At 70.1% G+C, this 25,390-nt stretch carries 34 protein-coding genes; 32 read left to right on the top strand and 2 right to left on the bottom strand.

Annotation, left to right across the window (positions count from 1 at the left end; all coding sequences use genetic code 11):
- The first annotated feature begins 2 nt into the window (after positions 1 to 2).
- The 28 genes from rplP to glmM all read left to right on the top strand — a co-directional run bounded on the left by rplP (position 3) and on the right by glmM (position 18,309).
- Entirely contained in the window at positions 3 to 422 is a 420-nt protein-coding gene (gene rplP / locus IE329_RS12160) for a 50S ribosomal protein L16 (protein ID WP_030055824.1), read from the top strand.
- A complete protein-coding gene (rpmC, locus tag IE329_RS12155) occupies positions 422 to 646 on the top strand; it encodes a 50S ribosomal protein L29 (RefSeq protein WP_030055825.1) in 225 nt (74 codons plus the stop codon). The genes rplP and rpmC overlap by 1 nt, the downstream gene beginning before the upstream one ends.
- The gene (gene rpsQ, locus IE329_RS12150) at positions 646 to 924 is read left to right on the top strand and encodes a 30S ribosomal protein S17 (protein WP_073924302.1); all 279 of its coding nucleotides are present in this window, start codon (positions 646 to 648) and stop codon (positions 922 to 924) included. Before rpmC ends, rpsQ begins: the two co-directional genes overlap by 1 nt.
- Before the next feature lie 102 nt (positions 925 to 1,026).
- Positions 1,027 to 1,398 carry a 50S ribosomal protein L14 gene (gene rplN, locus IE329_RS12145; protein ID WP_035800854.1) on the top strand — a complete coding sequence of 124 codons (372 nt, stop codon included), beginning with the start codon at positions 1,027 to 1,029 and terminating at the stop codon, positions 1,396 to 1,398.
- A gap of 15 nt (positions 1,399 to 1,413) precedes the next feature.
- Positions 1,414 to 1,725 (top strand): 50S ribosomal protein L24, encoded by a 312-nt coding sequence (rplX, locus tag IE329_RS12140; RefSeq protein ID WP_073924734.1) that lies wholly within the window; start codon positions 1,414 to 1,416, stop codon positions 1,723 to 1,725.
- Positions 1,725 to 2,303, top strand: coding sequence for a 50S ribosomal protein L5 (gene rplE, locus IE329_RS12135; protein ID WP_073924301.1), 579 nt, complete (start codon positions 1,725 to 1,727; stop codon positions 2,301 to 2,303). Before rplX ends, rplE begins: the two co-directional genes overlap by 1 nt.
- A gap of 7 nt (positions 2,304 to 2,310) precedes the next feature.
- Complete coding sequence (locus IE329_RS12130) at positions 2,311 to 2,496, top strand: type Z 30S ribosomal protein S14 (RefSeq protein ID WP_030393303.1); 186 nt, start codon at positions 2,311 to 2,313, stop codon at positions 2,494 to 2,496.
- Between the two features lie 272 nt (positions 2,497 to 2,768).
- Positions 2,769 to 3,176 carry a 30S ribosomal protein S8 gene (gene rpsH / locus IE329_RS12125; RefSeq protein ID WP_073924300.1) on the top strand — a complete coding sequence of 136 codons (408 nt, stop codon included), beginning with the start codon at positions 2,769 to 2,771 and terminating at the stop codon, positions 3,174 to 3,176.
- Between the two features lie 22 nt (positions 3,177 to 3,198).
- Positions 3,199 to 3,738, top strand: coding sequence for a 50S ribosomal protein L6 (gene rplF, locus IE329_RS12120; protein ID WP_073924299.1), 540 nt, complete (start codon positions 3,199 to 3,201; stop codon positions 3,736 to 3,738).
- A gap of 3 nt (positions 3,739 to 3,741) precedes the next feature.
- Positions 3,742 to 4,125 carry a 50S ribosomal protein L18 gene (rplR, locus tag IE329_RS12115; RefSeq protein WP_073924298.1) on the top strand — a complete coding sequence of 128 codons (384 nt, stop codon included), beginning with the start codon at positions 3,742 to 3,744 and terminating at the stop codon, positions 4,123 to 4,125.
- 48 nt (positions 4,126 to 4,173) lie between these two features.
- Positions 4,174 to 4,791 carry a 30S ribosomal protein S5 gene (gene rpsE / locus IE329_RS12110; RefSeq protein WP_073924297.1) on the top strand — a complete coding sequence of 206 codons (618 nt, stop codon included), beginning with the start codon at positions 4,174 to 4,176 and terminating at the stop codon, positions 4,789 to 4,791.
- Positions 4,791 to 4,973 (top strand): 50S ribosomal protein L30, encoded by a 183-nt coding sequence (gene rpmD / locus IE329_RS12105; protein ID WP_073924296.1) that lies wholly within the window; start codon positions 4,791 to 4,793, stop codon positions 4,971 to 4,973. The genes rpsE and rpmD overlap by 1 nt, the downstream gene beginning before the upstream one ends.
- Position 4,974: 1 nt before the next feature.
- On the top strand, positions 4,975 to 5,427 hold the full coding sequence (rplO, locus tag IE329_RS12100; protein WP_190210860.1) for a 50S ribosomal protein L15: 453 nt from the start codon (positions 4,975 to 4,977) through the stop codon (positions 5,425 to 5,427).
- A gap of 330 nt (positions 5,428 to 5,757) precedes the next feature.
- Positions 5,758 to 7,068 (top strand): preprotein translocase subunit SecY, encoded by a 1,311-nt coding sequence (gene secY / locus IE329_RS12095; protein WP_073924294.1) that lies wholly within the window; start codon positions 5,758 to 5,760, stop codon positions 7,066 to 7,068.
- A complete protein-coding gene (locus IE329_RS12090) occupies positions 7,068 to 7,715 on the top strand; it encodes an adenylate kinase (protein WP_073924293.1) in 648 nt (215 codons plus the stop codon). The genes secY and IE329_RS12090 overlap by 1 nt, the downstream gene beginning before the upstream one ends.
- 154 nt (positions 7,716 to 7,869) lie before the next feature.
- Positions 7,870 to 8,709, top strand: coding sequence for a type I methionyl aminopeptidase (gene map, locus IE329_RS12085; protein ID WP_190210859.1), 840 nt, complete (start codon positions 7,870 to 7,872; stop codon positions 8,707 to 8,709).
- A gap of 154 nt (positions 8,710 to 8,863) precedes the next feature.
- The gene (gene mscL / locus IE329_RS12080; protein WP_190210858.1) at positions 8,864 to 9,298 is read left to right on the top strand and encodes a large conductance mechanosensitive channel protein MscL; all 435 of its coding nucleotides are present in this window, start codon (positions 8,864 to 8,866) and stop codon (positions 9,296 to 9,298) included.
- Positions 9,299 to 9,464: 166 nt separating this feature from the next.
- Positions 9,465 to 9,686 (top strand): translation initiation factor IF-1, encoded by a 222-nt coding sequence (gene infA / locus IE329_RS12075; RefSeq protein WP_003956442.1) that lies wholly within the window; start codon positions 9,465 to 9,467, stop codon positions 9,684 to 9,686.
- 54 nt (positions 9,687 to 9,740) lie between these two features.
- The gene (rpmJ, locus tag IE329_RS12070) at positions 9,741 to 9,854 is read left to right on the top strand and encodes a 50S ribosomal protein L36 (protein WP_003956441.1); all 114 of its coding nucleotides are present in this window, start codon (positions 9,741 to 9,743) and stop codon (positions 9,852 to 9,854) included.
- Between the two features lie 174 nt (positions 9,855 to 10,028).
- Positions 10,029 to 10,409: a 30S ribosomal protein S13 gene (rpsM, locus tag IE329_RS12065; protein WP_073924290.1), complete on the top strand. Its 381-nt coding sequence runs from the start codon at positions 10,029 to 10,031 to the stop codon at positions 10,407 to 10,409.
- Between the two features lie 73 nt (positions 10,410 to 10,482).
- On the top strand, positions 10,483 to 10,890 hold the full coding sequence (gene rpsK / locus IE329_RS12060; protein ID WP_073924289.1) for a 30S ribosomal protein S11: 408 nt from the start codon (positions 10,483 to 10,485) through the stop codon (positions 10,888 to 10,890).
- Positions 10,891 to 11,039: 149 nt separating this feature from the next.
- A complete protein-coding gene (locus IE329_RS12055; protein WP_030232516.1) occupies positions 11,040 to 12,062 on the top strand; it encodes a DNA-directed RNA polymerase subunit alpha in 1,023 nt (340 codons plus the stop codon).
- 143 nt (positions 12,063 to 12,205) lie between these two features.
- Entirely contained in the window at positions 12,206 to 12,679 is a 474-nt protein-coding gene (rplQ, locus tag IE329_RS12050) for a 50S ribosomal protein L17 (RefSeq protein WP_190210857.1), read from the top strand.
- 121 nt (positions 12,680 to 12,800) lie between these two features.
- Entirely contained in the window at positions 12,801 to 13,721 is a 921-nt protein-coding gene (truA, locus tag IE329_RS12045) for a tRNA pseudouridine(38-40) synthase TruA (protein ID WP_190210856.1), read from the top strand.
- 82 nt (positions 13,722 to 13,803) lie between these two features.
- On the top strand, positions 13,804 to 15,468 hold the full coding sequence (locus tag IE329_RS12040) for an ABC-F family ATP-binding cassette domain-containing protein (RefSeq protein ID WP_190210855.1): 1,665 nt from the start codon (positions 13,804 to 13,806) through the stop codon (positions 15,466 to 15,468).
- A 308-nt stretch (positions 15,469 to 15,776) separates the two neighbouring features.
- Entirely contained in the window at positions 15,777 to 16,223 is a 447-nt protein-coding gene (rplM, locus tag IE329_RS12035; RefSeq protein ID WP_073924285.1) for a 50S ribosomal protein L13, read from the top strand.
- A 48-nt stretch (positions 16,224 to 16,271) separates the two neighbouring features.
- Positions 16,272 to 16,775 carry a 30S ribosomal protein S9 gene (rpsI, locus tag IE329_RS12030; RefSeq protein WP_073924284.1) on the top strand — a complete coding sequence of 168 codons (504 nt, stop codon included), beginning with the start codon at positions 16,272 to 16,274 and terminating at the stop codon, positions 16,773 to 16,775.
- 166 nt (positions 16,776 to 16,941) lie between these two features.
- Entirely contained in the window at positions 16,942 to 18,309 is a 1,368-nt protein-coding gene (gene glmM, locus IE329_RS12025) for a phosphoglucosamine mutase (protein ID WP_190210854.1), read from the top strand.
- Positions 18,310 to 18,393: 84 nt separating this feature from the next.
- On the opposite strand, the gene coaA is transcribed toward glmM, so the two are convergent.
- Positions 18,394 to 19,389, bottom strand: a complete 996-nt coding sequence (gene coaA, locus IE329_RS12020) for a type I pantothenate kinase (RefSeq protein ID WP_073924282.1) — start codon at positions 19,387 to 19,389, stop codon at positions 18,394 to 18,396.
- A 99-nt stretch (positions 19,390 to 19,488) separates the two neighbouring features.
- On the opposite strand from coaA, the gene glmS reads away from it, so the two are divergent.
- The gene (gene glmS / locus IE329_RS12015) at positions 19,489 to 21,345 is read left to right on the top strand and encodes a glutamine--fructose-6-phosphate transaminase (isomerizing) (RefSeq protein ID WP_190210853.1); all 1,857 of its coding nucleotides are present in this window, start codon (positions 19,489 to 19,491) and stop codon (positions 21,343 to 21,345) included.
- A 53-nt stretch (positions 21,346 to 21,398) separates the two neighbouring features.
- Here glmS and IE329_RS12010 read toward each other — a convergent pair whose 3' ends face one another.
- Complete coding sequence (locus IE329_RS12010) at positions 21,399 to 21,866, bottom strand: Uma2 family endonuclease (protein WP_308438364.1); 468 nt, start codon at positions 21,864 to 21,866, stop codon at positions 21,399 to 21,401.
- 175 nt (positions 21,867 to 22,041) lie between these two features.
- On the opposite strand from IE329_RS12010, the gene IE329_RS12005 reads away from it, so the two are divergent.
- The 3 genes from IE329_RS12005 (at position 22,042) to alr (ending at position 25,288) form a co-directional block, all read left to right on the top strand.
- Complete coding sequence (locus tag IE329_RS12005) at positions 22,042 to 22,410, top strand: holo-ACP synthase (RefSeq protein ID WP_190210852.1); 369 nt, start codon at positions 22,042 to 22,044, stop codon at positions 22,408 to 22,410.
- A 32-nt stretch (positions 22,411 to 22,442) separates the two neighbouring features.
- Positions 22,443 to 24,014, top strand: a complete 1,572-nt coding sequence (locus IE329_RS12000; protein WP_190210851.1) for an NAD(P)H-hydrate dehydratase — start codon at positions 22,443 to 22,445, stop codon at positions 24,012 to 24,014.
- A 77-nt stretch (positions 24,015 to 24,091) separates the two neighbouring features.
- Positions 24,092 to 25,288 (top strand): alanine racemase, encoded by a 1,197-nt coding sequence (gene alr, locus IE329_RS11995; protein ID WP_190210850.1) that lies wholly within the window; start codon positions 24,092 to 24,094, stop codon positions 25,286 to 25,288.
- Positions 25,289 to 25,390 lie beyond the last annotated feature (102 nt).

The following is a 25,390-nucleotide window of genomic DNA, read 5'->3' as shown; positions in this document are numbered from 1 at the left end:
ACATGCTGATCCCCCGTCGGGTCAAGCACCGCAAGCAGCACCACCCGAAGCGCCGCGGCGCTGCCAAGGGTGGCACCGAGCTCGCCTTCGGCGAGTACGGCATCCAGGCCGTCACCCCGGCCTACGTGACGAACCGGCAGATCGAGTCCGCTCGTATCGCCGTCACCCGTCACATCAAGCGTGGCGGCAAGGTCTGGATCAACATCTACCCGGACCGTCCGCTCACCAAGAAGCCGGCCGAGACCCGCATGGGTTCCGGTAAGGGTTCGCCCGAGTGGTGGATCGCGAACGTGCACCCGGGTCGGGTCATGTTCGAGCTGTCGTACCCCAACGAGAAGGTGGCTCGTGAGGCGCTGACCCGCGCAGCTCACAAGCTCCCGATGAAGTGCCGGATCATCCGGCGCGAGGCAGGTGAGAGCTGATGTCGGCCGGCACCAAGGCTGCTGAGCTTCGCGAGCTGGACAACGAGGGTCTCGTTGCCAAGCTCCGTGAGGCCAAGGAGGAGCTGTTCAACCTCCGCTTCCAGGCGGCGACCGGGCAGCTCGACAACCACGGACGGCTCAAGCTCGTCCGTAAGGACATCGCGCGGATCTACACCCTGATGCGCGAGCGCGAGCTGGGCATCGAGACGGTGGAGAACGCCTGATGACTGAGAACACCACCAACGAAGAGACGCGCGGTTTCCGCAAGACCCGTGAGGGTCTCGTCGTCAGCGACAAGATGGACAAGACCGTCGTCGTCGCCGTCGAGGACCGCGTCAAGCACGCTCTGTACGGCAAGGTCATCCGCCGTACGAACAAGCTGAAGGCGCACGACGAGGCAAACGCCTGCGGCATCGGCGACCGGGTCCTCCTCGCGGAGACCCGCCCGCTGTCCGCGACGAAGCGCTGGCGCGTCGTCGAGATCCTCGAGAAGGCCAAGTAACGAAGTTGATGCGGTACGGCCGTATGTGCAGCGGGCCCCTCGCGGGCGCCGGTGTGAGCAGCGGCCGGCCCGTCAGCTCTCGTTGACGATCAGGAGAAAGCTGTGATCCAGCAGGAGTCGCGACTGCGTGTCGCCGACAACACGGGCGCGAAGGAAATCCTTTGCATCCGCGTTCTCGGTGGTTCCGGTCGCCGCTACGCCGGTATCGGGGACGTCATTGTCGCGACCGTCAAGGACGCGATCCCCGGTGGCTCGGTGAAGAAGGGTGACGTCGTCAAGTGCGTCATCGTCCGCACCGTGAAGTCGCGCCGTCGTCCCGACGGTTCGTACATCCGGTTCGACGAGAACGCCGCGGTCGTTCTGAAGAACACCGACGGTGACCCCCGTGGCACCCGCATCTTCGGCCCGGTGGGCCGCGAGCTGCGTGACAAGAAGTTCATGAAGATCATCTCGCTTGCGCCGGAGGTGCTCTAACCCATGGCGAACAGCATGAAGATCAAGAAGGGTGACCTGGTTCAGGTCATCACCGGCAAGGACCGCGGCAAGCAGGGCAAGGTCATCCAGGCCATGCCCGCCGAGAACAAGGTCCTCGTCGAGGGTGTGAACCGGGTCAAGAAGCACACCAAGCCCGGCCAGGGCACTCAGGGTGGCATTGTCACCGTCGAGGCCCCGGTGCACGTTTCCAACGTGCAGCTGGTCGTCGAGAAGGACGGCAAGAAGGTCGTCACTCGCGTTGGTTACCGCTTCGATGACGAGGGCAACAAGATCCGCGTTGCCAAGCGAACCGGTGAGGACATCTGATGTCTGAGACGACCATCGAGAACGTTGAGAAGGTGGCCCCCCGCCTCAAGGAGCGTTACAACTCCGAGATCAAGGGCCAGCTCAAGGAGGAGTTCTCCTACGAGAACGTCATGCTGATCCCCGGCCTGGTCAAGGTCGTGGTCAACATGGGTGTGGGCGAGGCCGCCCGCGACTCCAAGCTGATCGAGGGCGCGATCCGCGACCTCACCGCCATCACCGGCCAGAAGCCGGCGGTGACGAAGGCTCGCAAGTCCATCGCGCAGTTCAAGCTGCGTGAGGGCCAGCCGATCGGCACCCACGTCACCCTCCGTGGTGACCGCATGTGGGAGTTCCTGGACCGTCTGGTGTCGCTGGCCCTGCCGCGTATCCGTGACTTCCGCGGTCTCTCCCCCAAGCAGTTCGACGGCCGTGGCAACTACACCTTCGGTCTGACCGAGCAGGTTATGTTCCACGAGATCGACCAGGACAAGGTCGACCGTCAGCGCGGTATGGACATCACCGTCGTGACCACCGCTCAGACCGACGACGAGGGCCGGGCGCTCCTGCGCGCTCTGGGCTTCCCGTTCAAGGAGGCGTGAGCCGCACATGGCGAAGAAGTCCCTCATCGCGAAGGCCGAGCGCAAGCCGAAGTTCGGCGTGCGGGCCTACACCCGGTGCCAGCGCTGCGGTCGTCCGCACTCGGTGTACCGCAAGTTCGGCCTCTGCCGTGTGTGCCTCCGTGAGATGGCCCACCGCGGCGAGCTGCCGGGCGTGACCAAGAGCTCCTGGTAGTCCAGGACCCGCTGGTAACGCCATAAGCGAAGCAGTGGTGCCCGATCCCACACGGCCCTTTTTTGGGGCTGCGTACGGAATCCCGTAAGGTAGTGGGGTCGGGCCCCCTGTCGCGGCAGCTCCGTAGCTGCTGTCGACCCTCTTCGGAGGGCTCGCACCCAGTCTTACTAACGCCGCAGGTCCCCTGCGTCTGTGCCCCTGTCGCACTCCTCGGAGTGCGGCGGGGGGACCTGGCGCGGAGAAACCACGGCGAGAGAGGCCTGAGGCCCATCATGACCATGACCGACCCCATCGCAGACATGCTCACGCGTCTGCGTAACGCGAACTCGGCGTACCACGACACCGTGGCGATGCCGGCCAGCAAGATCAAGGCGCACGTCGCCGAGATCCTGCAGCAGGAGGGCTACATCTCCTCCTGGAAGGTTGAGGAGCCGCAGGAGAACGAGGTCGGCAAGAAGCTGACCATCGAGCTCAAGTTCGGCCCCAACCGTGAGCGCTCGATCGCTGGCATCAAGCGGATCAGCAAGCCGGGCCTGCGGGTCTACGCAAAGTCCACCAATCTGCCGAAGGTGCTCGGCGGCCTGGGCGTGGCGATCATCTCCACGTCCTCGGGTCTCCTCACTGACAAGCAGGCCGCCAAGAAGGGCGTAGGCGGAGAAGTTCTCGCCTACGTCTGGTAATTCGGGAAACGGAGGTACAGCAATGTCGCGCATTGGACGGCTGCCCATCCCGGTTCCCGCCGGCGTGGACGTCACCATCGATGGCCAGGCGGTCTCGGTGAAGGGCCCCAAGGGCTCCCTCACCCACGTTGTCGCCGCGCCGATCGAGATCGGCAAGGGCGAGGACGGCACTCTGCTCGTCACCCGCCCGAACGACGAGCGTCTGTCGAAGGCCCTTCACGGCCTTTCCCGCACGCTGGTGGCGAACATGATCACCGGCGTGACCGCGGGCTACCGCAAGTCGCTGGAGATCAGCGGTGTTGGTTACCGAGTCGCAGCGAAGGGCTCCAACATGGAGTTCCAGCTCGGCTACAGCCACCCGATCCTGATCGAGGCCCCGGAGGGCATCACCTTCGTGGTCGAGTCGCCCACCAAGTTCCACGTGGACGGGATCGACAAGCAGCTGGTCGGCGAGGTTTCCGCCAAGATCCGCAAGCTTCGTAAGCCCGACCCGTACAAGGCCAAGGGCGTTAAGTACGCGGGCGAGGTCATCCGCCGCAAGGTCGGAAAGAGCGGTAAGTAAGCCATGAGTCTTTCTGTCAAGATCGGCAAGGGCAACGGCTACAAGAACGCTGCCCGCAAGCGCCGCGCCATCCGCGTTCGCAAGCGCGTCACCGGCACCGAGGTTCGTCCTCGCCTCGTCGTGACCCGCTCGAACCGTCACATGGTCGCCCAGGTCATCGACGACGCCAAGGGTCACACCCTCGCGTCGGCGTCCACTCTCGACGTGTCCATCAAGGGCGTCGAGGGCGACAAGACCGAGCTGGCCAAGAAGGTCGGAAGCCTGGTCGCCGAGCGCGCCAAGGCCGCCGGCATCGAGTCGGTCGTCTTCGACCGCGCGGGTAACCGCTACGCAGGCCGCATCGCCGCTCTGGCCGATGCCGCCCGTGAGGCCGGGCTCGACTTCTAAGCCGCTCGTCGGCTCTGTCGACGGACGTAAACGAGAGAGGTAATTCCAATGGCTGGACCCCAGCGCCGCGGTAGCGGCGCCGGCGGCGGCACCGGCGGTGGCGAGCGGCGTGACCGCAAGCGTGACGGCGGCGCCCCCGTCGTCGAGAAGAGCGCTTACGTCGAGCGTGTCGTCGCGATCAACCGTGTCGCCAAGGTTGTCAAGGGTGGTCGTCGTTTCAGCTTCACCGCGCTGGTCGTGGTGGGCGACGGTGACGGCACCGTAGGTGTCGGCTACGGGAAGGCGAAGGAGGTTCCGGCCGCCATCGCCAAGGGTGTTGAGGAGGCCAAGAAGAACTTCTTCAAGGTCCCCCGTATCCAGGGCACCATCCCTCACCCGATCCAGGGCGAGAAGGCTGCCGGCGTCGTGCTCCTGAAGCCGGCCGCCCCCGGTACCGGTGTTATCGCCGGTGGCCCGGTGCGTGCCGTCCTGGAGTGCGCCGGCATCCACGACATCCTGTCGAAGTCGCTCGGCTCGGACAACGCGATCAACATCGTGCACGCCACGGTGGCCGCTCTGAAGGGCCTCGTGCGCCCCGAGGAGATCGCCGCCCGTCGTGGCCTGCCGCTGGAGGACGTGGCCCCCGCCGCTCTGCTGCGGGCGCGTGCTGCAGGGGTGAGCGCCTGATGGCTCGCCTCAAGATCACGCAGACCAAGTCCTACATCGGTAGCAAGCAGAACCACCGTGACACCCTTCGTTCGCTTGGTCTCAAGCGGATGAACGACGTGGTCGTGAAGGAGGACCGTCCCGAGATCCGCGGGATGGCCCAGACCGTCCGCCACCTCGTCACGGTCGAGGAGGTTGACTGACATGGCGGACTCTCCGCTGAAGGTCCACAACCTGCGTCCTGCCCCGGGTGCCAAGACCGCCAAGACCCGCGTGGGTCGTGGCGAGGCGTCCAAGGGTAAGACCGCCGGTCGTGGTACCAAGGGCACCAAGGCCCGCTACCAGGTTCCGCAGCGCTTCGAGGGTGGCCAGATGCCCCTCCACATGCGCCTGCCGAAGCTGAAGGGCTTCAAGAACCCCTTCAAGATCACCTTCCAGGTGGTCAACCTCGACAAGCTGGCCGAGCTCTACCTGCAGGGTGGAGAGGTCACCGTCGAGGACCTGGTCGCCAAGGGCGCGGTTCGCAAGAACTCGCTCGTCAAGGTGCTCGGCACCGGCGACATCTCGGTCGCGCTGCAGGTTTCGGTTGACGCCGTCTCCGGCTCCGCCGCCGAGAAGATCACCGCCGCCGGCGGCACCGTCACCGAGCTCATCTGAGCCCGCTGACACCTGGGCCCCGTACTTCCCGCGAGGGAGGTGCGGGGCCTGTCGCATTTCCCGGTGGACCCTCCGGTGCTCCGGACACGGATTTCTCATCCAGAACCGGCAAGTCTTTTGTATGGCAAAACCGGTCATCCCGTACCCCATGCGTGGGGGAGGGGCGGCACGCGCTTCTGTCGAGTGGCCGTGCACTGTTAGAGTCCGTGGAGTTCCCTTGTAGGCTCGCGCAGCTCTGTCCGCGCCCGTCCGCCGGGGAGCGAGAAGCCAAACTCCCCCCATCAGGACCGACCCTCCCGCCGACGACGCGCGGGAGGCGCAGGAGGCACCGTGCTCAGTGCGTTCGCGCGGGCGTTCCAGACGCCCGACCTGCGCAAGAAGCTGCTGTTCACGCTGGGCATCATGGTGCTGTTCCGGCTGGGTGCGCACATCCCCGTCCCCGGGGTCAGTTTCACAGCAGTCAATGCCTGTTTGGACCAGACCAAGACCAGCGGCCTGTTCGGCCTCGTCAACCTGTTCAGCGGCAACGCGCTGCTGCAGCTGACGATCTTCGCCCTCGGCATCATGCCGTACATCACGGCCAGCATCATCCTCCAGCTCCTCACCGTCGTGATCCCGCGGCTCGAGGCGCTGAAGAAGGAGGGCCAGGCCGGCACCGCGAAGATCACCCAGTACACCCGCTACCTGACCATCGCGCTCGCCGTGCTCCAGGGCACCGGCATCGTCGCGACGGCCTCCAGCGGCGCGCTGTTCTCGGGTTGCACCTTCGCCAACGAGATCGTCCCGGACACCTCGGTGTTCCGGATCGCGGTCATGGTCATCACGATGACCGCCGGCACCTCGGTGATCATGTGGCTCGGTGAGCTCATCACCGACCGCGGCATCGGCAACGGCATGTCCATCCTGATCTTCACCTCCATCGCGGCCGGCTTCCCCGGCTCGATGTGGGCGATCAAGAAGTCGGGCACCATCGGTGGCGGCTGGGTGGAGTTCTTCTCCGTCATCGCGGTCGGCGTGATCGTTGTGATGCTGGTCATCTTCGTGGAGCAGGCGCAGCGCCGGATCCCGGTCCAGTACGCGAAGCGGATGATCGGGCGCCGCGCCTTCGGCGGCACCTCGACCTACATCCCGCTCAAGGTGAACCAGGCCGGTGTCATCCCGGTCATCTTCGCCTCGTCGCTGCTGTACATCCCGGCCCTGCTGGTGCAGCTGACCAGCAGCCAGGCCGGCTGGGCCACCTGGATCAGGACGAACTTCGTCAAGGGCGACCACCCGATCTACATGGCGACCTACTTCCTCCTGATCGTCTTCTTCGCCTTCTTCTACGTCGCGATCTCCTTCAACCCCGAAGAAGTTGCGGACAATATGAAGAAGTATGGTGGCTTCATCCCGGGGATCCGGGCCGGCCGACCGACGGCCGAGTACCTGAACTACGTGCTTACCCGCATCACGTGGCCGGGTTCGCTCTACCTGGGCCTGATCGCGTTGATCCCGATGATCGCCCTGGTCGCCTTCGGACAGCAGACCAACTTCCCGTTCGGCGGCACCAGCGTGCTCATCGTCGTCGGCGTCGGACTCGAAACTGTTAAGCAGATCGAGAGCCAGCTCCAGCAGCGCAATTACGAAGGGTTCCTCCGCTGATGCGTATCGTCCTCGTCGGACCTCCCGGGGCCGGGAAGGGTACTCAGGCGCACCTGCTCGCCAAGACCCTGTCCATCCCCCACATCTCCACCGGCGACCTGTTCCGCGCCAACATCGGCCAGCGCACCCAGTTGGGGCTCGAGGCCAAGAGCTACATGGACGCGGGCCGCCTGGTGCCGGATGAGGTCACCATCGGCATGGCCAAGGACCGGATGGCCCAGCCGGACGCCGCAAACGGCTTCCTGCTCGACGGCTTCCCGCGCAACCTTGCCCAGGCCAAGGCGCTCGACGAGATCCTCGTCGAGTGGGGCATCGCCCTCGACGGCGTGCTCGACCTGGAGGTCCCCGAGGACGAGGTCGTCAAGCGCATCGCCGGTCGCCGGCTGTGCCGCAACGACGGCGGCCACGTGTTCCACGTGGACTACAACCCGCCCGCGACCGAGGGCGTCTGCGACGAGTGCGGCGGGGAGCTGTACCAGCGCTCCGACGACACCGAGGACAAGGTGCGGACCCGGCTGGAGGTCTACCACACCGAGACCGAGCCGATCATCGACTACTACGCGCAGCAGGGCCTGGTCGCGACCATCCCCGCGCTGGGCAAGGTCGACGAGGTCACGCAGCGCGCGATCGAGGCGCTGAAGAAGTAGCGAGCGGGTCCCGGTGCGAGCCGGGCCCGACCGACGCAGGTACGGCCGCGGTGCCCCCGGACGGGGCAGCGCGGCCGTACGGCGTCGTACGGTGGTACGAGTGCACGGCCGCCCGGCAAGGACCGGGCGGCGACCAATGGGAAGGCGTGGCCAGATGGTGGAGATCAAGACCCCCGAGCAGATCGCGAAGATGCGGGTGGCCGGGCTGGTCGTGGCCGAGGCGCTCAAGGCCGCCCGGGCGGCGGTGGCGCCGGGTGTGACCACCCAGGAGCTGAACGACGTCGCGGCCAAGGTGATCGCCGACCACGGCGCCACCTCCAACTTCCGGGCCCACCACGGCGGCCTGTGGTTCCCCGGGGTGATCTGCGCCTCGGTCAACAACGAGGTCGTGCACGGCATCCCGGGGGAGCGGGTGCTGGAGGAGGGCGACCTCATCTCGATCGACTGCGGCGCCATCGTCGACGGCTGGCACGGCGACGCGGCCATCACCGTCGCGGTGGGCGAGGTCCGGCCCGAGGTCGAGATGCTGAGCCGGGTCACCGAGGGCTCGATGTGGGCCGGCATCGCCCAGATGAAGAAGAACAACCGGCTGGTCGACGTCTCCAAGGCGATCGAGGGCTACGTCCGGCGCCAGCCGCTGCCCCCCAAGGGCAAGTGGGGCATCACCGAGGGCTACGGCGGCCACGGCATCGGCACCGCGATGCACATGGAGCCGCACGTGCTGAACTACGTCGAGCGCGGCCGCGGCAAGGGCCCCAAGCTCGTCCCGGGCACCGTGCTGGCGATCGAGCCGATGGTGTCGCTGGGCACCCCGCACACCTCCGTGCTGGAGGACGACTGGACGGTCGTGACCAACGACGGCACCTGGGCCTCGCACTGGGAGCACTCGGTGGCCGTGACCGAGCAGGGCCCGCTGGTGCTGACCGCCTTCGACGGCGGCAGGGCCGAGCTGGCGAAGCTCGGGATCACCGCCGCGCCGGACCCGCTGGGCTGACCTGCGCGGTTCGGCCCCCGGCGGGAGGCGGTCCCCGCCTGACGCGGACTCAAAGCCCGGAAGCCCTGCTTCCGGGCTTTTGTCCTTTTTGCTGCCCGGTGAACTTTCGCTAAGCTGCCTGGCTTACCAGATGAGATGAAAAAAGGGGACAGCGGTGCTCAAGGGCTTCCGGGACTTCATGATGCGCGGCAACGTCATCGACATGGCGGTCGGTGTCGTCATCGGTGCCGCCTTCACCGGGGTGGTGACCGGTTTCGTGTCGGCCTTCCTCACGCCGCTGGTGGGCGTCGCGGTCGGTGCGGCCGGCGACTTCAAGAACTACGCGTTCAGCGTCGGCGGGGTGACCTTCCCGTACGGGCAGTTCCTCAACGTGCTGATCGCCTTCGTGCTGACCGCCGCGGTGCTCTACTTCTTCGTGGTGCTGCCCGTGACCAAGGCCACGGCGCGCTACCTGCCGAAGAAGCCCAAGGCCCCGAAGCGTCCGTGCCCGGAGTGCCTGACCGAGATTCCGGAGGCCGCCCGCCGGTGCGCCGCCTGCACCGCAGAGGTCGAGCCGGTCGAGCCGGCCGTCATCTACACGCAGCGGTGACGTCGGTTTTGGCCGTACCCGCGCGACTGGCGTAGGATGGACCGTCGGCTCACTCGTAGCGTGCTTCAGCACGCCCTCTTCCCTCTCGCGGGGGTCGGGGTGAACCCAGGTTCGCACGAGCGTGCCGCATACGGTAGCCGGTCCCGGAAGGTGGATCTCGCAGTTCATGGCAAAGAAGCAAGGCGCCATTGAGATCGAGGGCACCGTGATCGAGTCTCTCCCGAACGCCATGTTCAAGGTTGAGCTGCAGAACGGTCACAAGGTCCTCGCGCACATCAGCGGAAAGATGCGGATGCACTACATCCGCATCCTCCCGGACGACCGGGTCGTGGTGGAGCTCAGCCCCTACGACCTGACGCGCGGCCGGATCGTCTACCGCTACAAGTAGCAGCCTCGCTCCGCGAGGGTTAAACGTCAGATCTAGACCCGGAGAACCTGAACCATGAAGGTCAAGCCGAGCGTCAAGAAGATCTGCGACAAGTGCAAGGTGATCCGCCGCCACGGCCGGGTCATGGTGATCTGCGACAACCTGCGCCACAAGCAGCGCCAGGGCTGATCCAGCTCCGCATTTCTCGTAGTACTTCGCGCGACGCGAAAAACGTCATACGCGGGCTGCCCGATCCGTCCGGAAGGACGGACTGCCACCCCCGGTCAGAGGCCGGGGCTCCCAAGCCGAGAGGTTTCGGAGTAGGCCGCCCGTCAGACCTCTGAAGAACCACAGGAGCCATGAATGGCACGCCTCGCCGGCGTTGATCTCCCCCGCGAAAAGCGGATCGAGATCGCCCTCACGTACGTCTACGGCATCGGCCGTACCCGCGCCCAGCAGTCGCTGGCCGAGACGGGCGTGAACCCCGACATCCGGGTCCGCGACATTTCCGAGGAAGACCTCGTGAAGCTCGCGCAGTGGATCGACGCCAACTACACGGTCGAGGGTGACCTCCGCCGCTCGGTGGCCGCCGACATCCGCCGCAAGGTCGAGATCGGCTGCTACGAGGGTCTGCGTCACCGCCGTGGCCTCCCGGTCCGCGGTCAGCGCACCCACACCAACGCGCGTACCCGCAAGGGCCCGCGTCGCGCGATTGCCGGCAAGAAGAAGCCCGGCAAGAAGTAGTCCGTCCCGTAACCGGACATCCCTCCGGCCCGCGGGTTAGCGGACCGACCACCTCAGTAGGAGAAACAGACTTATGCCCCCCAAGGGTCGTCAGGCTGCCGGCGCCAAGAAGGTGCGCCGCAAGGAGAAGAAGAACGTCGCTCACGGGCACGCCCACATCAAGAGCACGTTCAACAACACGATCGTCTCGATCACGGACCCCTCGGGCAACGTGATCTCCTGGGCCTCCGCCGGCCACGTCGGCTTCAAGGGCTCGCGCAAGTCCACCCCGTTCGCCGCGCAGATGGCCGCCGAGGCCGCTGCCCGTCGCGCGCAGGAGCACGGCATGCGCAAGGTCGACGTCTTCGTGAAGGGTCCGGGCTCCGGCCGCGAGACCGCGATCCGTTCGCTCCAGGCCACCGGCCTGGAGGTCGGCTCGATCCAGGACGTCACCCCCACCCCGCACAACGGCTGCCGTCCGCCGAAGCGCCGCCGCGTCTGACGCAGCGCCTTCGGGCAGGGTGTTGCGGGGCCCGCCCCGCGCCACAGCACGACACCGCGTACGGGGTCCTGTTTCCGACAGGACCCCGTACGCTGGTTCTGTTCGGCATCAAATAGTGGGTGCCGAAGACAACTGGAGGATCTGAAAACATGCTGATCGCTCAGCGTCCCTCGCTGACCGAAGAGGTCGTCGACGAATTCCGCTCGCGGTTCGTGATCGAGCCGCTGGAGCCGGGCTTCGGCTACACCCTCGGCAACTCGCTCCGCCGCACGCTCCTCTCCTCGATCCCCGGCGCCGCTGTCACCAGCATCCGCGTCGACGGTGTCCTGCACGAGTTCACCACCGTGCCGGGCGTCAAGGAGGACGTCACCGACCTCATCCTCAACATCAAGCAGCTGGTCGTCTCCTCGGAGCACGACGAGCCGGTCGTGATGTACCTGCGCAAGCAGGGCCCGGGTGTGGTCACCGCCGCCGACATCGCGCCCCCGGCCGGTGTCGAGGTGCACAACCCCGAGCTGGTCCTCGCCACGCTCAACGGCAAGGGCAAGCTGGAGATGGAGCTGACCGTCGAGCGCGGTCGCGGCTACGTCTCCGCCGTCCAGAACAAGGCCTCCGGCCAGGAGATCGGCCGGATCCCGGTCGACTCGATCTACAGCCCCGTGCTGAAGGTCACCTACAAGGTCGAGGCCACCCGTGTCGAGCAGCGGACCGACTTCGACAAGCTCATCGTCGACGTCGAGACCAAGCCCGCCATGCGCCCGCGTGACGCCATGGCCTCGGCCGGCAAGACCCTGGTGGAGCTGTTCGGCCTCGCCCGCGAGCTGAACATCGACGCCGAGGGCATCGACATGGGCCCGTCCCCCACGGACGCCGCCCTGGCCGCCGACCTGGCGCTGCCGATCGAGGAGCTGGAGCTCACCGTTCGGTCGTACAACTGCCTCAAGCGCGAGGGCATCCACACCGTGGGTGAGCTCGTCGCCCGCTCCGAGGCCGACCTGCTCGACATCCGCAACTTCGGTGCGAAGTCGATCGACGAGGTCAAGGCGAAGCTGGCCGGCATGGGCCTGGCCCTCAAGGACAGCCCGCCCGGATTCGACCCGACCGCCGCCGCCGACGCCTTCGGCGCCGACGACCTGGACGACGCGGGTTACGCGGAGACCGAGCAGTACTGATCTTGGGCGGGGGCGGCCCACCGGGCCGCCCCTGTTCGATGCACACCGGGCCCTCGGGCCCACGCTAAGCCGTCCGGGCAACCGTGCCCGGCCGCCCGTTCCGGTACCTGACACGGCCGGATTCGGAGATTTAAGGAGCTACCATGCCCCGTCCCGCGAAGGGTGCCCGCCTCGGCGGCGGCCCGCACCACGAGCCGCTGCTGCTCGCCGGCCTCTGCCGGGAGCTCTTCCAGTACGGCCGCATCACCACGACCGAGGCCAAGGCCCGTCGGATGCGCCCGCTGGCGGAGAAGCTGATCACCAAGGCGAAGGTCGGCGACATCCACAACCGTCGCATCGTCCGCAAGACGATCACCGACGTCTCCGTGCTGCACACCCTCTTCACCGAGATCGCGCCGCGCTACGAGAACCGCCCCGGTGGCTACACCCGCATCACCAAGATCGGTCCCCGTCGTGGCGACAACGCCCCGATGGCCGTGATCGAGCTGGTCGAGGCCCTGACCGTCGCGCAGACCGCCGTCGGCGAGGCCGAGGGTGCCACCAAGCGCGCCGTCAAGGAGGCCGACCAGGCCGCCGAGACCAAGGCTGACGAGACCCCCGAGGTCGAGACCGCCTGAACACCCTGAGGTGTCGGACGGGCCCGTTCCCCCAGTTCTGCTGGGGGAACGGGCCCGTTTCTTTCGTCCCGCCCCGATCCTTCGTCCCGCCCCGAGCAGCAGCCCGACTGGAGTAGCAGCAGTGCTCAAGGAATGTGCCGAGACCGCAGGCCCCCGCCCGGACGGCCCCGCCGAGGGGACGGTCCGGATCCGGCTCGATCTCGCCTACCACGGGGCCGAGTTCTCCGGCTGGGCCCGCCAGCCCGGGCGGCGCACCGTCCAGGGCGAGATCGAGAGCGCCCTGAAGGTCGTCACCCGCAGCGAGGAGACCTTCGACCTCACGGTGGCCGGGCGCACCGACGCGGGCGTGCACGCCCGCGGCCAGGTCGCCCACGTGGACCTGCCGGCGGACCTCTGGGCCGCGCACGGTGACAAGCTGCTGCGCCGGCTCGCCGGCCGGCTCCCGGGGGACGTCCGGATCTACCGGCTGGGCGAGGCCCCGGCGGGCTTCGACGCCCGCTTCGCGGCGATCTGGCGCCGGTACGCCTACCGGGTCGCCGACCACCCGGGCGGGGTGGACCCGCTGCTGCGCGGGCACGTGCTCTGGCACGACCGCCCGCTCGACATCGACCGGATGAACGAGGCCGCCGGGCTGCTGCTCGGCGAGCACGACTTCGCCGCGTACTGCAAGAAGCGCGAGGGCGCCACCACCATCCGCACCCTGCTCGACCTGTACTGGGAGCGGGTGCCGGCCGACAGCCACACCGCGGGCGTGGCGGGCCCGCTGGCGGTCGCCACCGTCCGGGCGGACGCCTTCTGCCACAACATGGTGCGCGCCCTGGTCGGAGCCATGCTGCTGGTCGGCGACGGCCACCGGCCGGTGGAGTTCCCCGGCGAGGTGCTGGCCGGCGGGGTGCGCAACTCCGCCGTCAACGTGATCCGGCCGTACGGCCTGACGCTGGAGGAGGTCGGCTACCCGGCCGACGACCAGCTGGCGGAGCGCAACCGGGCCGCCCGCCGGATGCGCACCCTGCCGGGGCAGCCCCGGCCGGCCGAAGGCTGAGGCCGGCCGCGGCGGGGCCCCGGGGAGCGCGGCGACCTAATCCGTTTGGGCCACGGGCCGTTCTCTTGGCAAAATCCGCCATATGGGACACGTCGAGATTTCGCACCTGGAGTACTACCTGCCGGACGGGCGGGTGTTGTTCGACGACGCGTCCTTCCGGGTGGGGGAGGGCTCCGCGGTCGCCCTGGTGGGCGCCAACGGGGCCGGCAAGACCACACTGCTGCGCATGATCGCCGGGGACATCCAGTCCCACGGCGGCAGCGTCACGATCAGCGGCGGGCTCGGCGTGATGCGCCAGTTCGTCGGCACCACCGGCCGGGAGGACCAGCGCGAGACGCCGGGCGCGCTGCCCCCGGACGCCTCGGTACGGGACCTGCTGGTCTCCGTCGCGCCGCCCAGGATCGCCAAGGCCGCCAAGGCGGTGGACGCGGCCGAGCTGGCGATGATGGCCCAGGACGACGAGAAGACCCAGATGGCGTACGCCCAGGCGCTCTCCGACTGGGCCGACGCCGACGGCTACGACTACGAGACCGACTGGGACGTCTGCACCATGGCGGCCCTCGGCATGCCCTTCGACCGGGCGCAGTTCCGCGGGCTGAACACCCTCTCCGGCGGTGAGCAGAAGCGGCTCGTGCTGGAGGCGCTGCTGCGCGGCCCGGAGGAGGTCCTGCTGCTGGACGAGCCGGACAACTACCTGGACGTCCCCGGCAAGCGCTGGCTGGAGGAGGCCATCAAGTCCACCTCCAAGACCGTGCTCTACATCTCGCACGACCGCGAGCTGCTCTCCCGGACGGCGGAGAGGATCATCGCCGTCGAGTCCGGGTTCGGGGGCGGCGGCAGCAGCGTCTGGGTGCACGGCGGTGGCTTCGACTCCTTCCACGAGGCCCGCAAGGAGCGCTTCGCCCGCTTCGAGGAGCTGGGCCGCCGCTGGGACGAGGAGCACGCCAAGCTGAAGAAGCTGGTGGTCAACCTCCGCCAGGCGGCCTCGGTCAGCCACGCCCTCGCCACCCGCTACGCGGCCGCGCAGACCCGGCTGAAGAAGTTCGAGGAGGCCGGCCGGCCGGAGGAGCCGCCGCGCGAGCAGAGCATCTCCATGCGGCTCAAGGGCGGCCGCACCGGTGTGCGTTCGCTCACCCTGGAGAACCTGGAACTGACCGGCCTGATGAAGCCCTTCGACCTGGAGGTCTTCTACGGGGAGCGGGTCGCGGTGCTCGGCTCCAACGGCTCCGGCAAGTCGCACTTCCTGCGGATGCTGGCCGGCGACGAGTCGGTGAACCACACCGGCAGCTGGAAGCTCGGCGCCCGGGTGGTGCCCGGCCACTTCCGGCAGACCCACGCCCACCCGGAGCTGTTCGGGCGGACGGTGCGGTCCATCGTCGAGCAGGAGCACGCGCTCAGCCGCGGGGCCGCGATGGGCGCGCTGCGCCGCTACGAGCTGGACCGCCAGGAGGAGCAGAAGTTCGAGTCGCTGTCCGGCGGCCAGCAGGCCCGGCTGATGATCCTCAAGCTGGAACTCTCCGGCGTCACCGCACTGTTGCTGGACGAGCCGACGGACAACCTGGACCTGGAGAGCGCCGAGGCGCTCCAGGAGGGCCTGGAGGCCTTCGAGGGCACCGTGCTCTGCGTCACCCACGACCGCTGGTTCGCCCGGAGCTTCGACCGGTTCCTGGTGTTCGGCTCCGACGGCCGGGTCTACGAGGCCCCGGAGCCGGTCTGGGACGAGACCCGGGTCGTCCGCGACCGCTGATCCGCCTCCCCGGCCCGCCCCCGGGCGAGCCCGGTTTGCACCGGTTCCGGGGCCTGCCGGGAGCGCCCGCCCGCCGCCGCACAGCCGGCCGCGGGCGGGCGTTTTTGACCCCCACCGATGCGCCCGGTAGGCTGGGCGCTTGTTGTGCGTATTGGCTCGCTCCATCTCACGTGAGAGGTCGGTACGCCGGAGACACCCGGCCGACGATCAGCGGCTCCCCTTGAATTGCGTCCAAGGCGAGCCAGGCTGTTCTTCTCGTTCAGGTGCTCCTGTCAGGACTCACTCACTGAAAAGCGAAGGCTACGACCGTGCGTACGTACAGCCCCAAGCCCGGCGACGTCCAGCGTCAGTGGCACGTCATCGACGCGACCGACGTCGTGCTCGGCCGCCTGGCCTCCCAGGCCGCCAACCTCCTCCGGGGCAAGCACAAGGCGATCTACGCGCCGCACGTTGACACTGGTGACTTCGTCATCATCATCAACGCGGACAAGGTGCACCTCTCGGGTAACAAGAAGACCCAGAAGCTGGCCTACCGCCACAGCGGTTTCCCGGGCGGTCTCCGCTCGGTGCGCTACGACGACCTCCTGGACAAGAACCCGGAGAAGGCCGTCGAGAAGGCCATCAAGGGCATGATCCCGAAGAACACCCTGGGCCGCCAGATGCTCTCGAAGCTGAAGGTCTACTCGGGCGACCAGCACCCGCACGCTGCCCAGCAGCCGGTGCCGTTCGAGATCACCCAGGTCGCGCAGCAGTAAGTCCGGCCACCAAAACCCCATCCCAATTAGCAGGAGCTGAGGAACACCGTGGCCGAGACCACTGAAACCCTTGAGGTCGACTTCGACGAGACCGTCGTCGAGGGCGAGTACACCTCCGAGGAGAGCTACACCTCCGAGTCGCTGGCCGGCCGCTTCGGCGAGGCCACCCCGGGCGCCGGCCTCGGCCGTCGCAAGGAGGCGATCGCCCGCGTGCGCATCGTCCCGGGCACCGGCGTCTGGAAGATCAACGGTCGCACCCTGGAGAACTACTTCCCCAACAAGGTGCACCAGCAGACCGTCAACGAGCCCTTCAAGCTGCTTGAGCTCGACGGCCGCTACGACGTTGTCGCCCGCATCTCGGGTGGCGGCGTCTCCGGTCAGGCCTACGCGCTGCGCCTCGGCGTCGCCCGTGCCCTGAACGAGGCGGACGTGGACAACAACCGCGCCGCCCTGAAGAAGGCCGGTTTCCTGATGCGTGACGCGCGTGCCGTCGAGCGCAAGAAGGCCGGTCTCAAGAAGGCCCGCAAGGCGCCGCAGTACAGCAAGCGCTAGTCGCGCCCCCGGGGGTGCGTACCGCCCTGGTGGTGCGCGCCCCTGGAAAGCGCTCATACGCCCCGGAGTACCTCGTGTACTCCGGGGCGTCGTGCTCCCCGGCCGTTGTGCGGCGGGCGGGGGTTCAACAGGATGACTGCCAGCAGCGGCAATGGAGGACAGGACAGTGGGACGACTCTTCGGTACGGACGGCGTACGTGGTGTGGCCAACGAAGGCCTGACGGCCGAACTGGCCCTGGGCCTCTCGGTGGCCGCCGCGCATGTTCTCGGTGACGCGGGCGCTTTCGACGGGCACCGTCCGGTCGCCGTGGTCGGCCGCGATCCCCGGGCGTCCGGCGAGTTCCTGGAGGCCGCCGTGATCGCCGGCCTGGCGAGCGCGGGCGTCGACGTGCTGCGGGTCGGCGTGCTGCCCACACCCGCGGTGGCGTACCTGACCGGCGCGCTCGGCGCCGACCTCGGCGTGATGCTCTCCGCCAGCCACAACGCGATGCCCGACAACGGCATCAAGTTCCTCGCCCGCGGCGGCCACAAGCTGGACGACCGCATCGAGGACGCCATCGAGGCGCACTACCACCGCTACCGCGAAGGCGCCGGCGAGGAGTGGAAGCGTCCCACCGGCGCGGCCGTCGGCCGGGTGCGCGAGTACACCGAGGGCTTCGACAAGTACGTCGCCCACCTGATCGGCGTGCTGCCGAACCGCCTGGACGGGGTCAAGGTCGTCATCGACGGCGCGCACGGCGCGGCCGCCCGGGTCGCCCCCGAGGCCTTCGCCCGGGCCGGCGCCGAGGTCGTCCACACCCTGGGCGCCGACCCCACCGGCCTCAACATCAACGACGGCGTCGGCTCCACCCACCTGGACAAGCTGCGCGCCGCGATGACCGAGCACCGGGCCGACCTCGGCATCGCCCTGGACGGCGACGCCGACCGCTGCCTGGCCGCCGACGCCGACGGCAACGAGGTGGACGGCGACCAGATCATCGCCATCCTCGCGGTGGCCATGCGCGAGGCCGGCACGCTGCGCGGCAACACCGCCGTCGCCACCGTGATGTCCAACCTGGGCTTCAAGCTGGCCATGGAGCGCGAGGGCATCGACCTCGTCCAGACCGCGGTCGGCGACCGCTACGTGCTGGAGGAGATGAAGCAGCACGGCTTCGCCCTCGGCGGCGAGCAGTCCGGCCACGTCATCCTGCTGGACCACGCCACCACCGGTGACGGCACCCTGACCGGCCTGATGCTGGGCGCGCGGCTCGCCGCCACCAAGCAGCCGCTGGCCGACCTCGCGGCCGTGATGACCCGGCTGCCGCAGCTCCTGATCAACGTCAAGGGCGTCGACAAGAGCCGGGTGGACAGCTGCCCCGAGCTGACCGCCGCCGTCGCCGAGGCCGAGGCGGAGCTGGGCGGCACCGGCCGGGTGCTGCTGCGCCCGTCGGGCACCGAGCCGCTGGTCCGGGTGATGGTCGAGGCCGCGGACCAGGTGCAGGCGAAGGCCGTCGCCGAGCGGCTGGCCGAGGTCGTCCGCACCCACCTGGGCTGAGGCACCGCCACCTGAACAGCGGTCAGCGCCCCGCCGGAGAAACTCCGGCGGGGCGCCGGCCGTTGCGCGGGAGGTGGCGCGGGGTCAGAGCTTGCGCAGCAGCGCCCGGCGGACCTTGTGGTCGGCGCCCTTCTGCAGGATCAGGGTGGCCCGGCCCCGGGTGGGCAGGACGTTCTCCACCAGGTTGGGCTTGTTGATGGTGCGCCAGACCTGGCGGCCGTAGTCCATCGCCTCCTCCTCCGGCACCTCGGTGAAGCGGCGGAAGTAGGAGTTCGGGTTCTGGAAGGCGGTGTCGCGCAGCTTCTTGAACCGGGACAGGTACCAGTTCTCGATGTCGTCGGTGCGGGCGTCGACGTAGATCGAGAAGTCGAAGTAGTCCGCGACGGCGAGCCGGGTGCGGCCGTCGGTGCCGGGCAGGGCCGGCTGCAGGACGTTCAGGCCCTCGACGATCAGGATGTCCGGACGCTCCACCGTGAGGCGCTCGTCCGGCACGATGTCGTAGACCAGGTGCGAGTAGACCGGGGCGGTGACCCGCTCCTTGCCGGCCTTCACGTCCGCGACGAACCGCATCAGGGCCCGCCGGTCGTACGACTCCGGGAACCCCTTGCGCGCCATCAGGCCGCGCCGGCGCAGTTCGGCGTTGGGCAGCAGGAACCCGTCGGTGGTCACCAGCTCGACCCGGGGGTGCTCGGGCCAGCGGGCCAGCAGCGCCTTCAGCAGACGCGCGGTGGTCGACTTGCCGACCGCCACCGACCCGGCCACCCCGATGATGAACGGCGTGCGGGTGCGCTCGGTGTCCCCGGTGTCCAGGAAGGTGCCCACGGCCCCGCGCAGCTCGTGCGTGGCGTGGATGTAGAGGTTCAGCAGCCGGGACAGCGGGAGGTAGACGTCCCGGACCTCGTCGAGGTCCAGGGCGGTGCCCAGGCCGCGGAGCCGTTCCACCTCCTCGGCGGTCAGCGGCAGCGGCGTACGCTCGCGCAGCGCGCTCCACTCGGCCCGGCTCAGGTCCACGTACGGGGACGGGGAGGGGCCGGGCGTGGCGGCGCCCCGCGTACAGAGTTCGGTCAGCACGTGCTCCATTGTGGGCCGTGCGGGCTCCCCGGCACGCTGTGGTGTCTGTCACGCGGGGTTCCGCGTAGGGGATGAGGCCACGCCTGGGCGGCCCTTATGCTGGCACGCATGTGCGGAATTGTTGGATATGTGGGCGCTCAGCCCGCTCTTGACGTAGTAATCGCAGGCCTGCAACGGCTGGAGTACCGGGGGTACGACTCCGCCGGTGTGGCCGTCCAGACCCTTGGCTCCGACGGGCAGTGGAGCCTCGCCACCGACAAGCGGGCGGGCAAGCTCGCCAACCTGGAGAAGTCGCTCGCCGAGACCCCTCTTCCCGGCGGCACCACCGGCATCGGCCACACCCGCTGGGCCACCCACGGCGGCCCGACGGACGCCAACGCCCACCCTCACCTGGACGACGCCGCCAAGGTCGCGGTCGTCCACAACGGCATCATCGAGAACTTCGCCCAGCTGCGGGCGGAGCTCGCCGAGCGGGGCCACACGCTGCGCTCGGAGACCGACACCGAGGTCGTCGCGCACCTGCTGGGCGAGGCCTACCAGGGCGACCTGGCTGAGGCCATGCGGGTGGTCTGCCGCCAGCTGGACGGTGCCTTCACCCTCGTCGCCGTGCACGCGGACGCCCCGGACGTGGTCGTCGGCGCGCGCCGCAACTCGCCGCTGGTGGTCGGGCGCGGCGTGGGCGAGAACTTCCTCGCCTCCGACGTGTCGGCGTTCATCGCGCACACCCGCGAGGCGCTGGAGCTGGGCCAGGACCAGGTCGTCGAGCTGCGCCACGACGCGGTGACCGTCACCAACTTCGACGGGACCCCCGCCGAGGTGCGCGAGTACCACGTCGACTGGGACGCCTCCGCCGCCGAGAAGGGCGGCTACGACTACTTCATGCTCAAGGAGATCGCCGAGCAGCCGAAGGCCGTCGCCGACACCCTCCTCGGCCGGATCGGCACCGACGGCCGGCTCACCCTCGACGAGCTGCGGATCGCCGACGCGGACCTGCGCGCCGTCGACAAGGTCGTCATCGTGGCCTGCGGCACGGCCTTCCACGCGGGCATGATCGCCAAGTACGCGATCGAGCACTGGACCCGGATCGCCTGCGAGGTCGAGGTCGCCTCCGAGTTCCGCTACCGGGACCCGATCCTGGACGAGCGGACGCTGGTCATCGCCATCTCGCAGTCCGGCGAGACCATGGACACCCTGATGGCGCTGCGGCACGCCCGTGAGCAGGGCGCCAAGGTGCTGGCGATCTGCAACACCAACGGCTCGACCATCCCGCGCGAGTCCGACGCGGTGCTCTACACCCACGCCGGCCCCGAGGTCGCGGTCGCCTCCACCAAGGCGTTCCTGACCCAGCTGGTCGCCTGCTACCTGGTCGCGCTGTACCTCGGCCAGGTCCGCGGCACCAAGTGGGGCGACGAGATCTTCGCCGTCATCAAGGAGCTCGGCGGCGCCCCGAAGGCGATCGAGCAGGTGCTGGAGACGATGGAGCCGGTCCGCGAGCTGGCCCGCTCGCTGGCCGACGCCAAGTCGGTGCTGTTCCTCGGCCGGCACGTGGGCTTCCCGGTCGCCCTGGAGGGTGCGCTCAAGCTCAAGGAGCTGGCGTACATGCACGCCGAGGGCTTCGCGGCGGGCGAGCTCAAGCACGGCCCGATCGCGCTGATCGAGGAGGGGCTGCCGGTCGTGGTGGTCGTTCCCTCGCCGCGCGGCCGGTCGATCCTGCACGACAAGATCGTCTCCAACATCCAGGAGATCCGGGCCCGTGGCGCGCGGACCATCGTGATCGCCGAGGAGGGCGACGAGGCGGTCGTGCCGTACGCCGACCACCTGATCCGTATCCCGGCCACGCCGGTGCTGCTGCAGCCGCTGGTGTCGACGGTGCCGCTGCAGGTCTTCGCCTGCGAGCTGGCCACCGCCAAGGGCCACGAGGTGGACCAGCCGCGCAACCTGGCGAAGTCCGTCACGGTCGAATAGTCCGTCCGGGCGCGTGCGCCCCTGCGGTGGCGGTGCCCTGTACTCCAGGGGCCCTACCGCAGGGGCGCCGTGTCGAGCGCGAAGGAGAACGGCGCCGGCAGGTCCAGCGGCTTGCCGAACGGGACCTGGACGTGGGCGGTGTAGTCGCCGTCCTCCGGGTCGGTGAAGAGCGTGACGTTGCCGTCGGTGCGGTCGACCAGCAGGACGCCCGCGGGTGAGGCCCAGGAGTCCGCCGTCTCGAAGTGGCCGACCGGGCTGACCGTCCCGTCGGGGATGAACCTCCCCTTCGGTGTGACGAGGCCCTTCGTCCCCGCGAGGTCCAGTTCGACGGCGGCCCTGCGCATGAACTGGCGGTTGAGCAGGGCGAACGCGGTCTCGTGCGATCCGTCCGGCGGTGGGGTCACGACGATCTCCCCTTCGATGAGCTCGGCCTTGAAACCGGCCGGTGTCTCCAGCTCCAGAAACGCCCGGAGGACGTCGTCCTCGGTCCGGGGGTGCTCGACGGCGGGCATGGCGACCATGGCCTTTCTCCCTCCTGCTGGTCCGTGCCACGCGACACGGTAGGCGTACGGACCAGGGCGGGGGTTCGCAGCGGCTCTCACCCGAAAGTGTGCCGTAAGGTCCGCGGCAGCGGGCCGCAGTCACCGCCGACGACACGGGCGGACGCACCGGCGCACGACACGGAGGAGTACCGGAGTGATCATCGGGATCGGCATCGACGTGGCCGCCATCGACCGGTTCGGTGCCGCGATGGAGCGCACACCCGGGATGGCGGAGCGGCTGTTCACCCCGGCCGAACTGACCCTGCCCTCCGGCGCCCGGCGTTCCCCGGCCTCGCTGGCGGCCCGGTTCGCCGCCAAGGAGGCGCTGGCCAAGGCCCTCGGCGCGCCCGGCGGACTGCACTGGCACGACGCCGAGGTGCACACCGAGCCCTCCGGACGGCCGGTCCTGCGGGTCACCGGGACGGTCGCCGCCCGCGCCGCCGAACTCGGTGTCGGGTCGTGGCACGTGTCGCTCAGCCACGACGCGGGCGTAGCGTCGGCGGTAGTGATCGCCGAAGGCTGAGCCGGCGGCGCCGAGCCCCTGGAGGCCGAGGAATGCGCCACGCACACACCGTCGAGCAGGTCCGGGCGGCCGAGGCCGCGCTGATGGCCCGGCTGCCGGACGGCACCCTGATGCAGCGGGCCGTCGCCGGCCTCGCCGCCACCTGCGCCCGGCTGCTCGCCGGAGCCCGCGGCCGGGTCTACGGCAGCCGCGTGGTGGTGCTGGCGGGCAGCGGCGACAACGGCGGTGACGCCCTGTACGCCGGAGCACTGCTGGCCCGCCGCGGCGCCGCCGTCACGGCCGTCCTGCTCGACCCCGCCAGGGCCCACCCCGGCGGCCTCGCCGCACTGCGGGCCGCCCGGGGCCTGGTGCTGACGGAGCAGGAGGCCGGCCTCGCCGCCTTCACCGGCGCGGACCTCGCCCTGGACGGGATCGTCGGCATCGGCGGCCGGGGCGGCCTGCGGCCCCCCGCACAGCCGTACGCCGCGGCGCCGCGGCCCGGCACGGTGGTCGCGGTGGACGTGCCGAGCGGGGTGGACCCCGACACCGGCGAGGTGCCCGGCGTGGCCCTGCGGGCCGACGTCACCGTCGCCTTCGGCACCCTCAAGCCGGGCCTGCTGATCGACCCGGGCGCCTCGTACGCCGGGGCGGTGCAGCTGGTCGGCATCGGGCTGGACCTGCCGCCGGCCGCCCTGACGGCCCTGCAGCACCCGGACGTGGCCGCGCTGCTGCCCCGGCCGGACACCGAGAGCGACAAGTACCGGCGGGGCGTGGTGGGCGTGGCGGCCGGCTCGGCCCGCTACCCGGGCGCGGCGCTGCTCGCGGTGGCCGGCGCCCTGCGCGGCGGCGCCGGTGCGGTGCGGTACGTGGGGACGGCGGCCGAGGAGGTGGTCCGGCGCTTCCCCGAGGTGCTGGTCACCGAGGGCGGCCCGGCGGGCGCCGGCCGGGTCCAGGCCTGGGTGGTCGGCCCCGGCGGCGGCGAAGGGGCCGAGCGGGCCCTGCGCGAGGCCCTGGCGAGCGACGTGCCCGTGCTGGTCGACGCCGACGGCCTGACCGAACTCGCCCGGCTCGGGCCCGCCGCCCTCGCCGGGCGCACCGCCCCGACCCTGCTCACCCCGCACACCGGCGAGGCCGCCCGGCTGCTGGCCGGCGCCGACCAGGGCCCGCCGCCGCAGGCCGACGGCCTGGCGGCCGCCCGGCTGCGCACCGCGCACCGGCTGGCCTCGGCGTACCGGGCGACGGCCCTGCTCAAGGGTTCGACCACGGTGGTCGCCGAGCCGACCGGGGAGGCCCGCAGCAATCCGACCGGCACCTCCTGGCTGGCCACGGCCGGCAGCGGCGACGTGCTGGCCGGGCTGGCCGGCTCGCTGCTGGCGGCCGGCCTGGCGCCGCTGGACGCCGCCTCGGCCGCCGCCTACCTGCACGGCCTGGCCGGCCGCCGGGCGGCGGGCCGCGGCGCGCCGGTGACGGCGACCGACGTGGCCCGGCAGCTGCCCGCCGTCTGGCGGGACGTCCACGGCGGCGCGGCGCCCGCCCGCGGGGCCGGGCGGGGAGCCCGGCCGGACGACGCGCGGCCGGACGGCCGGCGGGCCGCCGCGGGTGCCCGTCCAGGTGGGCGGCACTGATGGACGGCCCGCCCGGCGGGCGCCGCGCCGCCGGGGCGTTCGGCGGGCACCCGGCCCGGTCTGGGAGACTGACCCCGATGACAACTGCGAAGACGACCGGGCCGGCCACCTTCACCGACGCCGACGGTCGACACCACCGGGCCGAGGCGACCGTCGACCTGGCCGCCCTGCGCGCCAACCTGGCCGCGCTGCGGGAGCGGACCGGCGGCCCCGCCGTGATGGCCGTGGTCAAGGCGGACGCCTACGGCCACGGCGCGCTGCCGTGCGCCCTGGCGGCACTCGAAGCCGGCGCGAGCTGGCTCGGCACGGCCACGCCGGAGGAGGCGCTGGCCCTGCGGGCCGCGGGCATCGGCCCGGACCGGGCCCGCATCCTGTGCTGGCTCTGGACCCCGGGCGGCCCCTGGGAGCAGGCGCTGCGCGCCGGCGTCGACATCTCGGTCGGCGGCCGGTGGGCCCTCGACGAGCTGCTCGCCGCCGTCCGCACCAGCGGCGTCCCCGCCCGGGTGCACCTGAAGGCCGACACCGGCCTCGGCCGGGGCGGCTGCCAGCCGCACGACTGGCCCGGGCTGGTCGCCGCCGCCCGCCGCGCCGAGGCCGAGGGCCTGCTCACGGTGGCAGGCGTCTGGTCGCACTTCGCGGCCGCGGACGAGCCCGGCCACCCGTCCATCCAGCTCCAGCTGGACGGCTTCGCGGCCGCGCTGGCCCAGGCCGAGGCCGCCGGGCTGCGCCCGGAGGTCCGGCACCTGGCGAACTCGCCGGCCACCCTGCTGCTCCCGCAGTCGCACTACGACCTGGTCCGGCCCGGCCTCGCGATGTACGGGCTGTCGCCCGTCCCGGAGGTCGGCGGGCCGGCCGACTTCGGGCTGCGCCCGGTGATGTCGCTGACCGCCCGGCTGGCCCTGGTCAAGGAGGTGCCGGGCGGGCACGGCGTCAGCTACGGCCACCACTACACGACCCCCGGCAGCACCACGCTCGGCCTCGTCCCGCTCGGCTACGCCGACGGCATCCCGCGGCACGCCAGCAACACCGGGCCGGTGCAGATCGGCGGCAAGTGGCGCACGGTGGCCGGCCGGGTCGCGATGGACCAGTTCGTGGTCGACCTCGGCGGCGACGCCCCGGCCGTCGGCGACGAGGTGCTGCTCTTCGGCTCCGGCGAGCGGGGCGAGCCGACCGCCGAGGACTGGGCCCGGGCCTGCGGCACCATCTCGTACGAGATCGTCACCCGGATCGGCGCCCGGGTGCCGCGCCGCTACGTCGGCACCGCCCAGGGATGAACGTCCGGGAAGAAGTTCCAGCGACCGACTTCCGGGGATGAACCCCCGGGGACGAACGCCCGGCGCCGGCAGCCGGACGCCCTGGGCCGGAAGCCGGAAGCC

Source organism: Kitasatospora indigofera (assembly GCF_014655955.1).
GTDB lineage: Bacteria > Actinomycetota > Actinomycetes > Streptomycetales > Streptomycetaceae > Kitasatospora > Kitasatospora indigofera.
This window is presented reverse-complemented; position numbering and strand designations above follow the sequence as displayed.

Excerpts from the sequence above, each read along its gene's own strand:
- rpsE (WP_073924297.1), top strand. The coding sequence starts at position 4,174 with ATGGCTGGACCCCAGCGCCGCGGTAGCGGCGCCGGCGGCGGCACCGGC.
- rpsH (WP_073924300.1), top strand. The coding sequence starts at position 2,769 with ATGACCATGACCGACCCCATCGCAGACATGCTCACGCGTCTGCGTAAC.
- rpmJ (WP_003956441.1), top strand. The coding sequence starts at position 9,741 with ATGAAGGTCAAGCCGAGCGTCAAGAAGATCTGCGACAAGTGCAAGGTG.
- rpmD (WP_073924296.1), top strand. The coding sequence starts at position 4,791 with ATGGCTCGCCTCAAGATCACGCAGACCAAGTCCTACATCGGTAGCAAG.
- IE329_RS12000 (WP_190210851.1), top strand. The coding sequence starts at position 22,443 with ATGCGCCACGCACACACCGTCGAGCAGGTCCGGGCGGCCGAGGCCGCG.
- rpsQ (WP_073924302.1), top strand. The coding sequence starts at position 646 with ATGACTGAGAACACCACCAACGAAGAGACGCGCGGTTTCCGCAAGACC.
- IE329_RS12130 (WP_030393303.1), top strand. The coding sequence starts at position 2,311 with ATGGCGAAGAAGTCCCTCATCGCGAAGGCCGAGCGCAAGCCGAAGTTC.
- coaA (WP_073924282.1), bottom strand. The coding sequence starts at position 19,389 with ATGGAGCACGTGCTGACCGAACTCTGTACGCGGGGCGCCGCCACGCCC.
- rpsK (WP_073924289.1), top strand. The coding sequence starts at position 10,483 with ATGCCCCCCAAGGGTCGTCAGGCTGCCGGCGCCAAGAAGGTGCGCCGC.
- glmS (WP_190210853.1), top strand. The coding sequence starts at position 19,489 with ATGTGCGGAATTGTTGGATATGTGGGCGCTCAGCCCGCTCTTGACGTA.
- rplP (WP_030055824.1), top strand. The coding sequence starts at position 3 with ATGCTGATCCCCCGTCGGGTCAAGCACCGCAAGCAGCACCACCCGAAG.
- IE329_RS12040 (WP_190210855.1), top strand. The coding sequence starts at position 13,804 with ATGGGACACGTCGAGATTTCGCACCTGGAGTACTACCTGCCGGACGGG.
- rpsM (WP_073924290.1), top strand. The coding sequence starts at position 10,029 with ATGGCACGCCTCGCCGGCGTTGATCTCCCCCGCGAAAAGCGGATCGAG.
- IE329_RS12090 (WP_073924293.1), top strand. The coding sequence starts at position 7,068 with ATGCGTATCGTCCTCGTCGGACCTCCCGGGGCCGGGAAGGGTACTCAG.
- rplR (WP_073924298.1), top strand. The coding sequence starts at position 3,742 with ATGAGTCTTTCTGTCAAGATCGGCAAGGGCAACGGCTACAAGAACGCT.
- rplQ (WP_190210857.1), top strand. The coding sequence starts at position 12,206 with ATGCCCCGTCCCGCGAAGGGTGCCCGCCTCGGCGGCGGCCCGCACCAC.
- rplX (WP_073924734.1), top strand. The coding sequence starts at position 1,414 with ATGAAGATCAAGAAGGGTGACCTGGTTCAGGTCATCACCGGCAAGGAC.
- rpmC (WP_030055825.1), top strand. The coding sequence starts at position 422 with ATGTCGGCCGGCACCAAGGCTGCTGAGCTTCGCGAGCTGGACAACGAG.
- rplO (WP_190210860.1), top strand. The coding sequence starts at position 4,975 with ATGGCGGACTCTCCGCTGAAGGTCCACAACCTGCGTCCTGCCCCGGGT.
- IE329_RS12010 (WP_308438364.1), bottom strand. The coding sequence starts at position 21,866 with ATGGTCGCCATGCCCGCCGTCGAGCACCCCCGGACCGAGGACGACGTC.
- infA (WP_003956442.1), top strand. The coding sequence starts at position 9,465 with ATGGCAAAGAAGCAAGGCGCCATTGAGATCGAGGGCACCGTGATCGAG.
- rplF (WP_073924299.1), top strand. The coding sequence starts at position 3,199 with ATGTCGCGCATTGGACGGCTGCCCATCCCGGTTCCCGCCGGCGTGGAC.
- map (WP_190210859.1), top strand. The coding sequence starts at position 7,870 with ATGGTGGAGATCAAGACCCCCGAGCAGATCGCGAAGATGCGGGTGGCC.
- alr (WP_190210850.1), top strand. The coding sequence starts at position 24,092 with ATGACAACTGCGAAGACGACCGGGCCGGCCACCTTCACCGACGCCGAC.
- rplE (WP_073924301.1), top strand. The coding sequence starts at position 1,725 with ATGTCTGAGACGACCATCGAGAACGTTGAGAAGGTGGCCCCCCGCCTC.
- IE329_RS12055 (WP_030232516.1), top strand. The coding sequence starts at position 11,040 with ATGCTGATCGCTCAGCGTCCCTCGCTGACCGAAGAGGTCGTCGACGAA.